The 13,502-nt window shown below is 51.3% G+C and carries 10 protein-coding genes; all 10 read right to left on the bottom strand.

Features of this window, described 5'->3' with window-relative positions:
• Positions 1–7 precede the first annotated feature (7 nt).
• Positions 8–1,243, bottom strand: coding sequence for an alginate lyase family protein (locus Pla144_RS16490; RefSeq protein ID WP_197530752.1), 1,236 nt, complete (start codon positions 1,241–1,243; stop codon positions 8–10).
• Between the two features lie 22 nt (positions 1,244–1,265).
• Complete coding sequence (locus Pla144_RS16485) at positions 1,266–2,729, bottom strand: enolase C-terminal domain-like protein (protein WP_146451801.1); 1,464 nt, start codon at positions 2,727–2,729, stop codon at positions 1,266–1,268.
• 38 nt (positions 2,730–2,767) lie between these two features.
• Positions 2,768–4,135: a Gfo/Idh/MocA family protein gene (locus tag Pla144_RS16480; RefSeq protein WP_146452009.1), complete on the bottom strand. Its 1,368-nt coding sequence runs from the start codon at positions 4,133–4,135 to the stop codon at positions 2,768–2,770.
• Entirely contained in the window at positions 4,125–6,353 is a 2,229-nt protein-coding gene (locus Pla144_RS16475; RefSeq protein ID WP_197530751.1) for a polysaccharide lyase 6 family protein, read from the bottom strand. Before Pla144_RS16475 ends, Pla144_RS16480 begins: the two co-directional genes overlap by 11 nt.
• A 120-nt stretch (positions 6,354–6,473) precedes the next feature.
• Positions 6,474–6,932 (bottom strand): hypothetical protein, encoded by a 459-nt coding sequence (locus Pla144_RS16470; protein ID WP_146451799.1) that lies wholly within the window; start codon positions 6,930–6,932, stop codon positions 6,474–6,476.
• Positions 6,929–7,297: a hypothetical protein gene (locus tag Pla144_RS16465; protein ID WP_146451798.1), complete on the bottom strand. Its 369-nt coding sequence runs from the start codon at positions 7,295–7,297 to the stop codon at positions 6,929–6,931. The genes Pla144_RS16470 and Pla144_RS16465 overlap by 4 nt, the downstream gene beginning before the upstream one ends.
• A gap of 221 nt (positions 7,298–7,518) precedes the next feature.
• Positions 7,519–8,553 (bottom strand): DUF1559 domain-containing protein, encoded by a 1,035-nt coding sequence (locus tag Pla144_RS16460; RefSeq protein ID WP_146452008.1) that lies wholly within the window; start codon positions 8,551–8,553, stop codon positions 7,519–7,521.
• Between the two features lie 319 nt (positions 8,554–8,872).
• The gene (locus Pla144_RS16455) at positions 8,873–10,375 is read right to left on the bottom strand and encodes a PEP-CTERM sorting domain-containing protein (protein WP_146451797.1); all 1,503 of its coding nucleotides are present in this window, start codon (positions 10,373–10,375) and stop codon (positions 8,873–8,875) included.
• Between the two features lie 506 nt (positions 10,376–10,881).
• Entirely contained in the window at positions 10,882–11,823 is a 942-nt protein-coding gene (locus Pla144_RS16450) for a hypothetical protein (RefSeq protein WP_146451796.1), read from the bottom strand.
• A 318-nt stretch (positions 11,824–12,141) separates the two neighbouring features.
• Complete coding sequence (locus Pla144_RS16445; RefSeq protein WP_197530750.1) at positions 12,142–13,302, bottom strand: XylR family transcriptional regulator; 1,161 nt, start codon at positions 13,300–13,302, stop codon at positions 12,142–12,144.
• Positions 13,303–13,502 lie beyond the last annotated feature (200 nt).

Genomic DNA, 13,502 nt, shown 5'->3' with positions numbered 1-13,502 from the left:
CAATGAATCATTCCGCATTTTGCCCATCATAGGCAGCGTTTACTAACATGGCGGAATCAAACCGGGGATAGCCTTCTAGCAACTTCTTAGAGACATTTAGCCAATTTGGCTCTGCGTATCGCACCGACATCATACGGAACATCTGGTTAGTAAGCGGCGACACGTGGTATTCACTGATCTGCTCGTGCGGCCAATCTGCTTCGCCATTCACGTAGGGGAGCAGATACTCGGCGGCCTGCTGCATACCTTTGCCATTTTCATCCCGATAGTGCCACAGATCGTAATTGAGCGATTCCCCCATACGGGCTAAGATACCCATCGCTTGGAGGTTGAAAATGCTGTAGTGGAAGGAGTTGGTTCTTGCGAGCTCTTCAGGCTGAGTGCCATCAGTCGCGACTTGACTGGGTATCAAGTTGTCTCGGACGTGATCAAGTAATTCTCTTGCCAATTCCGTTTTGCCTAAAAACAGTGCAATGCGTATTGCTTGGACATAGTACCACGTACCGTGATTGTTGTTTGCTTGACTTTCTTTCTTGCCAAGCTCACTGGTTTGCAGCCACTGTAGGTATTCCGTAAACCAGCTCTTCAATCCGTCTTCAAAATCCTGGTTATAGGTAGGGGATTCCTTGAGCAATTCAAGCGATTCGAGGACATACATGAAATCCCTGGTATCGATAACCCCAGAGTTCTTGCCTTCGTTACGTCCCAGCACAGCCTGGGCATATTCGAGGTGGGGATTCATGCGGGTTTCTGGATTTAGAAACCAATCGTCAATGAGATGGATCGCATGTCTTGCATAGCGTTCATCCTCGAAATAGTAATAAGCGAGCGATAGTGACTCGACGTCTTTAGTGAACTCACCAAAATGAACCTTATCTCCCAGCTTCTTCTGCTTGTAATTCGTCACGCCATCGCGGCGAATGAATGGCAAGCCATCTGGTTTTGAAGGGTCCGGCCACCAATAGGCGCCAAAGCTGGCATAATCGTGCTTGTCGCCACTGGGAGGCACATGCGCGTTGTAGGTCACCGAATAAGATTTATTGCCCAGTGCATCTTCCGCCTGCTGACGTAACATTTTTGCAGCACCCTGCAATTCCGGTGTCGGATCATCTAGATCTTGCTTGAGTTTGGTGAGTTGCGTGCCTTCCCAAATCAGCAGCTTGGGTTCCGTGTCTGCTACAAGCTCGCTCGAAGAACTTATGAACAGTAGAAGTGTGAGCAACAACGAAGCGGTTCGAATCATGAACTTACTGTTTCCGAATGCGTTAGTCTTTTGCGAAACTTCCGAAGGTCGCGACGGGATCGCCAAGCTCTCGTGCAATTTCATTCACACGATAGCCGAATCCAGAGCCTTGGATCGAGCTCAGATCGAGCTTGCCCTCTCGACGTTGATAAAGGCCCGGATGGACCTTTGCCTCGGGAAGTGAGGCCTTGGGATAAAACTGCATCGCGTTTGACTCGACCCCCCGCATGGTTCCCGCGTGTGCAGCGAGCAAGACATGAGGAATCTGAGCGAGCATCGGATTTGTCAGGTCCTGGACCATAATACTCATCTTGTGGGCCTTGGCCCAACAAAGAGTAAGGATCGCGCCGGTCTGGGTCTTACAGGTCTTCAGAGCCACACCGGTCCAGCCGAGTTTCTTACCTAGCCTCACCAACTGCCAATTATGGGCGCTTTCGTCCATCAAAAGGGGCTTACGACTCGATACACTTGAAACGTCGATCTTGTTTGCTTCGAGATCATAGGGAAATGGCTGCTCTACGTAGAGAATCGCATCGAAGATATCACGATGTTCGGCCGCAAGTCGATCGAGAACTGCGTTGACATAAGCGGGATCCAATACCGTGCAGTTGAAGTCCGCGCTGAGTGTGTAGGGGCCATGCCTGCCAGCAATCAAGCCGACCTGAACCAGACGGTCGAAGTCCCAGTCAGCATCGTTGCCGCGGAGCTTCACCTTTAAGTTTTGCAAGCCGTCTCGATTGATCCAGTCTTCGAGCACAAATGGCTCGCCGTCGAGCGGAATGTCGCCATTCATTTCTGCCGGGTCAAGCAGATCAACGCCGCCTACCAGGTGCCAGACGGGAAGAGTCTCGGGAACTTTTGGGCTTATGAAATCAATAGGATACTTGCCCTCGAAATCTGCTCCTTCTGAATCTACGCCTTCCAGAAAGTAAGCCAAATCATGGTTCATGAACTCTGCGGTGTAGCAATCATAGATAGGACGTTCGTGCAGATTTCCGTAAGCATCATGCAGGGCAATATCGAAGGGTGAGCAGCAAACCAATCCGGCCAAGAGAGGCATACGTTCGTCGAGCGCGCAGTCTCGGTTGAATCCTGCCAGAAGAGTCGGCAAAATGTTTTCTTGAAACTCGTAGCCAATCTCTAGGGGATGCCCATACATGGAAAAGGCAGACCAAGCCGACGCAAGCTGCTCACAAAAATCTCGCAAAGCCAGGTCTCGCGTGCGATGAGAGATCGTGCTAGGCCAGACCCAAGGGACGCTGAGCGGAGTTTCGCCCCAACCTTCTGCTTTGCGCCCAGAGCGGTCTTCGACACTTACGCGCACTCGCGCACACGTAACGGATGTCAACGTCTCTGAGCCGAACTTAAGCGGCACGCGTGTGGTAACTGGCAAAAAGTACAGCTCCACACCAGCGATGGCGATATCGGTCGACTTGCCAGTCGTCGATAGTTTCGCAAGCGTTTGTGGTGAGTTAGGTGGAGTCATACGGTTTAGCTAAGGTTGCATTCGCATAAATCAGGAAATCAGGCCTGCCAGGCTTGGTTCGTTGGACGGTTCATCATGGCGCTCGCTTCTTTGTTTCCAATAATCTGCTCATTAACTGGATCCCATTTCACTTTGGTCTTAAGACGCAGTGCGATATTCCCCAGATGGCAAACCGTAGCACTTCGATGACCGACTTCGACAGATGCCGCCGGTTCTTCGCGGGACTTAACACAGTCGATGAAGTTGCGCTGGTGGTCGTCGTTGCTCACATACACATCAGGTACGTCCGTACCACACACTTTGGCCTTGATTCCTTCAGGGATCGTGAAGAAATTGCGACCTTGATTTTCAACGCGCACGCTTCCTTCGGTCCCTTCAATGATGCAGCGGACTTCAGGAACCCCTGTCATGCAGTCCAAGACGATGCCGTTGTCGTAAGTGCAGCGAAAATGCGTGTAGGTGGCCGCATTGAACAGACTCCCCTTCGGCAAGTAGTCAGCATAAACATGCTCGACCAGAACGGGACCAGATTTATCCATGCCGAGTGCCCATTGGGCCATGTCGAGCGAGTGAGCACCAAAGTTCGTGACCTGGCTGCCAGCATAATCGTAGTTAAAGCGGAAACGATAGAGGCAACGATCCTTGTGATACGGAGCATCCGGCGCGGGGCCGAGCCACATTTTGTAGTCAAACCCCTCCGGTACCGGCATCGGCTTCCACCCAGGGCCAGGGCTGATCATGTTGTGACGTCCCACATTAGCGACGACACGTTTCACGTCACCGATGGCGCCACTCTGTACGATTTCAACCAATCTGCGGACGTTTGGGTTGGAGCGCTCGTGACTGCCGGTCTGCAGGATTCGACCATTTTCGCGAACCGCCTTGACCATCGCTTTTTGATCGCCAATGGTCAGCCCCAAAGGCTTTTCACAATAAACGTCCTTGCCTGCCTTGGCAGCTTGAACCGTCATGATGCTGTGCCAATGATCGGGAACAGCGATGACGACTGCGTCGATATCTTTGCGACCGATGATATCACGAAAATCGTTGTACGCTTCGCAGCCTTTGTAGGAGCCCGACTCTTTCGATTTCGCGTAAAATCCTTCGACAGCATCTCTCGCGGGTTCGCGTCCGTAGAAATGCTTGTCATCTTTATAACCATTGCTCCCACGATTCACATCGCAGACAGCTAGAGCCTGACATTGATCGTTCTCAAGGAACCGCTGCATCACGGGAAATCCCTGATTGCCAACGCCAATAAAGCCCAGAGTTACGCGATTGCTCGGCGCGTTGGCTCCGAATACTGAAGCCGGTGCAAAATAGGGTGCGGCTGCAGCAGCAGCCAGTGCCGATGTCTTGATGAATTCGCGGCGAGAGCTGCTTTCTGATTTATGGTTATGAGGCATGGCTGAGAATACTCCTGATAAAAGGTTGCAATGAGTTGCCGCTCCTGGTGCAAACTGCCGACACCAGGAGACCAATGAGACACAGCGTCATCCCCGAACGCTCGGGAACCGCAACGGTCTGGGAGGCAAGTGGCGCTGGCCCCGTATATCCGCGTTGCCAGATAAGAAAATCGTTTCCATCGACGTCGCCATCTTCGTCGGCATCTCCGTCCAGATGGCTTGCTGAGTTGGGAGTCCCATATCCTGTCTGCCAGGACAATAGATCGTTTCCGTCAACGAAACCATCTTCATTGAAGTCACCCGGGTCAAAGACCGGTGCGAACAAGGCGTCCAGCTCTGCAGGAGTGAGCGAGAGGTCCAGGTCGAGTACTAAGGCATCCAGTTGATTCGATCCTTCACGCTTACCGATACGAAACTCGAGAGGAACGCCGACATTCGATGGACTGATCGTGAACGTATTACCAACTTCCCAGACGTAGGTGCTATCATTGGAAGTGTTCTCTTGCACCGTAGGATCGATATTAAAATTATTGGGAACATAGAGGCTGTCTGAACTGCCGTTGAATCCCTTGGCCCGATAATAGGCGCGATAGGTACCGGCCTGTTGGAACTCCATGTCGTAGACGGCAATCGTGTCTTGAGGGCCAGACTGAGTGTATGTATTCCCACCAGGGGCTCGGATTGCCTTGCCCCCTAGGGCATCAGTATCGTCGACCGTAGTATAAAACAAGCCATTGTTGTTGGGGTCGAGAATGGCAGCAAAGTCTTCCGCCTGGATCGAACAGCCACGGGCAAAGCATCCCCCACCACCACCACCGACAGGGGGTTCGTCAGGACCTAGCCAACTTGGCCCCACATCTGCAGCCGCAAGGGGCTTGCGGACAATCTGTGCCATGGAGAACTCATCAGCACCTATGTCGAAAATTCCAATGCGTGCCTGGCCATCCATGTCGTTGGCGATTAAGCCGCCGTAACTGCCGGTTCCTGAGTTGATAGCAGGGCTGGTAGAACTAAGCCGCCAAAGCCCATCGGGATCTATTTGGAGTTGGGGATCTACTGCAGTGATGCCGGCGGCGCCTGCTTTGGGACCCAGACTGCCACCGAAGGCGATGTTTCCTTCCCAAGTCCAGCCCGTACCCTCACTCCCCTCAAAGATTGTCGGTCCGTCACTGCGAAAAATGTTGTTGGCGACGGTGACATTTTCTGCCTTTAAAGTCCGTCCGCTACTTCCCAGCCCGTCGTCGAATGTGAGCATCACTCCCTGGGTATTGACCAGGGTATTATGAGCAATGACGGCGTCCTTGACTTGGTAGTATTGATTCAGCGCCGAATTGGGAACTCCCGCAGAAATGGATATCGCGCCACCGGCGCGATCGTCAACATTGGCAATGTAATTGTTGACGATCGTCTGCCTCTCGCCGATGACGCGAATTGCTCCACTATTGTTCGTGTCTCCCCCAAGAAAGAAATTTCCTTCAACAAGCGTATCGTTTCCGTGGCGGAGAGTGAGAGTCCCTTTTGAATCGCGAAATGTGTTGTAGCGATAGGTATTCTGGCCCGATTTGTTCGAGATGATCTCGATTTCACCATCAAGTCGCTCAAAAAGATTGTTTTCCACGGTGGTGAACGAATCGCTGAGCGATTCGTCGCTTGTGCCCACGCGAATCGTCTCAAAACCATTGGGATCGCTAGGATTGTTTGGCACCGGGCGATCCACAAAGTGATTGGCGTCGATCAAATGATTGTCTGCTCCTGTATCGTCCCGCCGCACGACGACGGTAACGCCAGAGTGATTCTGATTTTCGAACCGATTGTGATCCACACGATTGTTTTGGCCAAAAATTTCTACCCAATGGTATCGGTCGTCGACACTGGCGGGGTTGTAACCAATGATGGCAGAGTTAGTCAGTCGGCTATTGGTTGCTTCCCCTTTGGAGCCGCGAAATTCAACGATAGCACTTGACCCGTTTGCGAGAGCGCCTCCCTCAAACCTGAGGCCGTCGGCCACCAGCCAACTACCAGTAATATCCAGCGTTGAATTTCCATTGAGGATCACCTGCCCGGGGGTTTCGGCTCGCAGTGTGATCGGGTTCGTAGAATTGCCAAACCCACCGAAACTGATCTGCTGATTAGTCCAGGTGCCGTTGGTCATGATGAGCGTATCGCCAGGCTGGGCAGTTTGCATGGCTGTCGTGATTTGTGAGGCAGAAGAAACCATAAACTCAGTTGCGTAGGCACTAGTGCACCATAAATGGCTAGCAATCAGAATTATGGCGCAGCAATTCCAAGGATCCGTTAAAGTCAAGGGATGCGTTTTCATGTTGAGCGAAGCCAGAGTCTATTGGACAAATGGCTTCCCGCCATCCCACGTTAGTTCAATCTTCAAATCATCCGTCGGCTCTGTAATCTCATAACTGAGTTCTGATGTGAGGAAATCGGCATACTTTGGCGGCGCCATCCATCTCACTTTGCTCGCACTAATTACCTCCATTGCGGAGACCTGCACGCGATGTGTTCCTGGAACGACTCCATCTCCCCCGTCGTAACAGGTGAGTGTAAAGTTGCCGTTTGAATCGATTGCTCCAGATGAGGGGCGAGCACCCTCAGGAACAAACTTGACGTTTCCAACCGTGAGAGGCTTTCCATCAATCAACACCTGCCCGGATACATTTACCCGTGCAGGTCGACCATCACCGCAGCCTAGAATCACTGCCATGAAAGACAACAACAAGGCGAACCGCCAGTTACTCTGCGCGATACTCTGGCCAAATATAGATACATTGAATTCAGATTTCACGATTTCTCCGGAGCCTCCTCATCCTGAGGTTTGTCAGTAGTAGAGTCTGATGTAGCCTCTTCTGATGCATCTTGAGCCTGATGTATTTTCTCAGCATCACTTGCGCTCACGTCCTCGGACAGTTCATCCCCTTCCCAGGTAAGGTCGATTTGCAGGTTTTCCTTCGGTCCCGCTATATTCAGTTCAATGCCTGAAGTAGTGGAATCAGCATATTTACTGGGAGCCAGCCATTCGACTTCGTTCGATCCTTCGCTGAGGATCTTGGTAGCGGAAACGGCCACCTGGTAGGTACCGGGGAACACACCAAGTTGTTGCTGTGAAGCCGACACAGAATTCTCAGACAACTGGAAGGAACCATCTTTCATAATCTTGCTCGTAAACGGACGCCCCGACTTCGGCACAAAACGGATTGAACCAGTTGGCAATGGCCGGCCATCAATGAGCACCTTTCCGGCAACTGGAAAACGAACCGGAGGTTCATCACACCCCAACGATGCGCCGAGCAGTAAGAGGATAACCAGTCGAATAACCTCTACCGGAAATGTTATTGAATAATGTGTCATATTTGTTATTAACCCGAGGGAGATCAGTCCCCTTTGCAAGTCTCATTTTTGTCAATTTGATCCATCACTGACCGATGTCCTGCAATGGTGGAAAGGTCGCGATACGTTTCCAAATCGATATCCTCTTGCAGAAACCCGACATGTCCATCAACGTATGCGAATTGCGCACCACCCGGATGTCTGCTGGCGAAGGCACCATTGACAATGTCCCCGTTCACGTTGAGCGTTTCGGCCCAGGGGGGCGTATTGAGGGCCACATCGGTGACTCGAAAACAATCCAGATAACGGAGGACATAGGACCAGATGTTGGAAGCATTTGCTCCGTTGATGGTTCCAATCGAGTTCTCGATCGTTTCACCCACGGAAATCGTATTGCTAGTACCATCCTGAATCTGCTTAAGCTGGACGACTGTCCGATATAGATGAGGGCCCGTGTTGTGATGTTTTACCATACAAGCGTTTACGGGAGTGTAGAGCGCTCCACCGTTCACGCCTCGGTGACCTCCCACGAAGGCATAGGAACCAACTGCCGGAGGAGGATCCCAAGAGGTCCAGTCTTCCCGATACGGCTTGCTCCCCTCGGAGGGGCAAATAAACTCAGCAACACTAGTACCGATCGCCGTGAGCCTGTCCGGAGTTTTCCAGTTACCTACAACGAAGTCTTGTGCGGGCCAAATACTTTGATTGTCGTACACATCGAGTTGAGCGTACAAAGCGTTTTTCTCTATATAGGGGAGCAATAGGACAAACCCACTCGCTCCCGAGCGTTCTACCGCTGTCCTCAACTCCCTCATCTCTCTTGAACCGGTTGAGTCGGGACCAAGCCTGGCAGGAACCAGATTACCGTTAGTACTTTCATAGTTGAGATCCGCCAAAGCGTCCTGCTTCAAGTTGTTGGTGCAAGACATCCGCCGGGCTGCCTCACGAGCAGCCTGCACAGCCGGTAGCAAGAGGGCTACCAAGACGCCTATGATAGCAATCACCACCAGAAGCTCGACGAGTGTAAAGCCCTTTGAAACTCTTCTGCCTAAGCATTGCTGACAACTAGTCGTGAACATGGATACGATGCTCCTAATTACCTAACGCTACTGAAATGACGAGACCACCAACGGCATCCAAACTGCCGCATTTCACATTATTTTTAACTTGAATTGACTTGAATTGAATGTTGGATTCAAATCCAAAGTCTTGAACAGTAGGCAACAGAGCAACCAAAGTTTCGATGCATTTCTCTCTGCTCTCTCAGCTTCCTTATGTTCAAAAGCTTTTCTGAACTACGATCTATCCGTGCTTAATCCTTCGATCTGTGGCCAAATCCTCCCCTCCCCGGCCATCGATCGCAGTTGTGGCCGAGGAAGGGTTTGGGAGAAAATAGCTTTAACTTCTACTTCGACGACGCACGGCAAGAGACAATACGCCACTCAGGCTAAGCAACAGCAGCGACGAAGGCTCTGGCACAGCACCGATTGCCGCTGCGAGGGGCGTCGTCCCGTACTGGGACTTCCAAAGGGCCAAATCGCCTGAGTTAATTCCGTTTGGCGATCCGCCCCGTTGCCACACAAGGAAGTCACGACCATCCACGTCACCGTCACCATCGAAGTCCGCGTTGTCACTCGGCTCGTTGCTTCCAAAGATTTCAAGCAAGAAGTTGTCGACCAGCAAGTCCATGTCATCGAGACCCGTGTTGCGGAGTGCAAAGTAGTCCCAGGAGTCGCTCGAGATTCCATCGGGAATCATGCCACCCATCCCGTCATCTACCATCACATTTTCGTAGTCAGACAACGTATAAGAGAGACCGCTCGCTCGATCAGTCGTCGTCAAGCTTGCCTTGATAGTATCGCCAGGATTCACGTCGGTGAATCTCTCCAATGTAAGCGATAGGTTATAGACATTACCAACAACCAGATTGATCAAACCAAAGTCGTTTCCACCCGGAGTCATAGGCTGGGGGACAGCGACGGTATCGTCATCACCGGTTCCTTGCATGATGCGTTTATCATTTGGATCGGCCCCTGGCACGTTGGTCTCTTCCCGAATTCGCCAGTCACCACCGTTTTGTCGGCCAAACGGCGGAGGAAATGAGCCATTCGGATTCTCAACGACGACTTGTCCATACCAACCGCGATCATTTGTGCTACCGATATCACTTCCTGTGACGGCAATAGATCCTCTCGTTCCATCAAAGTAACCGTCGTCAAATCCCCATCTCGCAGAAGTCATTGCGCCATCTACATCGGGACCAGCTACCGGGTTGATCTGCCCTAGTTGGCTGTCGGTATCTTGAAAGAGGCCGAATCGCAATTGGGCGTCATCCGGTTGCTGCACGGCATTGGCGTTGGGTGCATCTGCCCATACACGAAAATCAAAACTAACTTTAACTTGGTCCCCCACCTCCGGCCCGAGGGAAACTGTTTGACCGAAAATGGCGGTCATCGAGTTGCCACGACCCTTAGAGTTGTAGGAAAGCGCGTAGCCGTCATTGATGGCAGTGGTACCCAAACCGCCAGCGACAGATGTGGGTTGTGTCTCCACCATCGCAAGATTTGCATCGTCAACAATTGCGATAAATGCCCTGCGATCACCGGTGTTTGATCCGGTGAAACCTGAATTCGACAACCAGCGCAAGCCCTTGTCATTTGAATCCAATGCGGTAGCTACTTCATTATTCGTGGCCATGGCGGTATTCGAACTACGGGCAGGAATGTAGGTGCCAATTCCGTCAGTGCCTGTATCTGTATCCGAGCCGTCAATCACATTGTCATTGTTGCGATCGGCATCGCCGAAGCCGTCACTTAACACAACGGCTGCTTGTAAGGAAGCAGGCACAAGAGTCAATAGAATGGCAACCGTTACTGCCAAAATTGTTCGGGTTGTTTTCATGAGAGGAACCTTTCTTGATGATTGAGAAACAAAGAGCTTTTGGAAAAAACCTCGAAGAGCTGTAACTAAACCCAAAGCTTTACGGCTTGTGTCCAATGTCAGTGAAGGAGCAGAACTGAGAGGCTTAAACGGAAGAGTCTTCTTCGCCTGTACCTATCCTGCTCGAATAATTCAAATCCGACAATCCAATTACTCAGAAATTGATTCTGAAATTTCGGCATTTATGAGATTGGCCTCACCGGCGGATTCCTTGACCGGTGAATAGATCGTGAAATTGTCGACTGCTAAGCAAGCGTTTTGCTTCCCCCGACGAGCTCACGAAAATGGTTGTGGTAAGCCTTTGCCGTCGTGTCGGCTTAATTCTGAAAACGTCCCATGAGCGAATTAATTCAATAAGCTGATCACAACCATTCGTTCTAGTACTAATAGGCAAAGAACCACGAATGTCGAAGCAGAACTTCCACATTCGTGGTCTCAATTAGCATAGAAACTGAAAGTTTATCGAATTACAAGCGTCTGCCCAAACCAGGCAAGGCGATCAAGGCCCCAATCAGAAGAGCGACTGATGCGGGTTCTGGAACTGCACAAAACTCGACTGTGATGTTTGAAAAATCAATACCGTTATCAGCCTCTCCGGCAACGTTTGAAGATCCGAAAATATTCGAGTTCACATGGAAACCAAGCATGTCGATAGTATTCGAATCAAATGCATCGGTAACGGTGTGAGTCGCTATGCCGCCAATACCCGGATCCAGCGTACCAGTGAGCTCCATTTCAGTGGCGCTAATTCTTTTCACTTGAAAGGAACCTGTATAAGTGGTGTCAGGAAGGAACTGATAGGCACCATCGGGGCCACTGTTAGGGACGCTGTTGAATCCAGTCGTTGTTGCCAATAACCGACCGGTGGCATTAGCCGTATCATGTTCGCGGAAATTCAGATCTTCGGTGGTGCCATCGCCAAGATCCATGTCCAACATGTAGCCCGGCAAACCAGCAGTCGGGGGTACGGCCCCAGTCCAACCATAAAGCTCGTTCGGCGAACCTGATGAAGCGGATACGTCGGCATTTAATCCTGCACGGCCAAGTGAGTCAAAAAGTCCGACCCGAAAAGGAGCAGAAGAAGGTCGTCCAACCGTAGCAGGAGTAGTAAACGTATACGTCGCAAGGATCTTGTCCCCGACGTTGGCCAATGTTTGTGCTGGAAACACGGTGTGGATTCCGCGACCTGATGTGCCCGTGACCAAACCCATGGATCCGACGGAAACCTCGATCCCACTGCTGGAACTTGAAGTCCACCAGTTTGTGTCAAGGGCACCAGTCTTGGCAAGGTCGCCGTCAGACCAGTCGTCATCGACGATTACAGTTGCCTGCAGGGAAGCAGTGAGTAGAGATGCTATTACAAAAGCACTCACAGAAAGTAGAAAAGTCGTTCGTCTTGTGGAGTTCATTAGAACAATCCCCTCTCAAAGTGAACAAGAAACAAAAAAGCAAGCAAAAGTGAAAAACTATGCTCGAAACAGACATTCACGAAAAGCTACTGCTTCTATTAAAGGCATGGATTACAATTCAGGCAATCTTTTATTTCGCATCCCGACTCCGTTTTTTCGGCAGTTTGCATAGGCTAATGAGAAAGAAATGGGCCGCGCACAAACGCTTATATAGCGAATTAACGTGGATTTCTTTGAAGTGGCTCTGATCCGCGAATATACGTCCAATCAGTGTTCATCTGAGTTCCAATATCTCCCTATTCATCATTCGAATCTCGCTCAATCTCGATCTCGGAACCGATTTCGGTAAGCCGTTGCGGTCATGTTTTCGTTCTTGCGAAAGACGTCGCAGAAGTATTTTGGCTCGCTAAAACCCGTGCGAAGGGCGATTTTCGAGATGGGGAGCTCGGTTTCACTTAAAAGCAGCTTGGCCCTTGTCAGGCGGATCCGAGTAATTTCTGCCTTGATTGTGCGGCCGAGTATCCGTTTGATACGTCTCTCGAGAGTGCTTGGCGAGCGCGAGGCGAGTTTTAAAACGTCTTGCACTAGGATTCCCTCTACCGCTTTTTCCCGGATGAAACGAATAGCCGAGGCTACTTCCTCATCCTCAACCGAGAGCATGTCGGTCGACTGGCGAGCGGCTACGCCAGATGGGGGGCCCAGGAGTACGGCTTCGGTGGGGACCTTCTTTTCTTCCATATAGCGGTGCAGAAGCTTCGCCGCCTCAAAACCGATGCGACTCGAATTGACGTCGATACTGGTAAGAGGCGGAGTGCAAAGGTTGCAAAGGTAGGGATCGTTATCGACTCCGATCACGGCTACCTCATCGGGAACCTGCAATTCGGCCCGACGACAGGCATCCAACACCCATCGGCCACAATCATCGTGACAGGCCATGATTCCTACAGGCTTGGGCAGCGTCCTGAGCCAATTGGCAAGCTGTTGCTGTTGTTTTTCCCAATCAGGGGTCTTTCTTTTTCCTTGTTCGACCAGGAAAACCTCACACTTGGAACCCGCCTGGTTTACTTGTTCGATGAAGAAATCACAGCGGAGATCTTGATTGGGGTTTTCACCACGAGGGGTTCCGCAGAAGGCAAAGTGGCGTAGGCCGCAGTCTTTGAGATGTTCGTAGGCCAGTTGGGACACGGGCTGGTTGTCGACCCCGATAAAAGGGAGGCCCAAGTCCTGAAAGGCGCCACGGACATCCACGGCCGGGATCCCTGTTGCAAGGATCGCGTCGGCCATACGCTGGTCGTCGATGCGGGCCAAAATGCCGTGCCCTTTCCAGGTTTTTAACCAGGAAGGGGGCGGATCATTGAGTCCATGGGGCTCAAAAAATATTGACCAGGGGCCAAATTCCCGGTGATATCGGGCAACCCCGCGCAGCAGTCCTCGCGCGTATTCACGGGAAGTTTCGATGAGTAGCGCAACGTGGAGCAAGATTCCCGCCTGATGGTCATGATTAGGCCATAAGTGAAAAGGATTTGCTGAAAGTCGGAAGTGTCTTCCCGAAATCATACAGAATCGGGACCCTGGTGGTTATCCTAAAATTCAGCATCCGGTTCCGATTTTCACGTATCTCTAATTCTCCGAGATTGAGAAAAGGAGTGACACGCTTACGTGCCGTTGAAACAGCAGCC

The organism is Bythopirellula polymerisocia, assembly GCF_007860015.1.
Classification (GTDB): Bacteria; Planctomycetota; Planctomycetia; order Pirellulales; family Lacipirellulaceae; genus Bythopirellula; species Bythopirellula polymerisocia.
The sequence above is the reverse complement of the archived record's forward strand: the minus strand, read 5'-3'. Positions and strand labels throughout refer to the sequence as shown.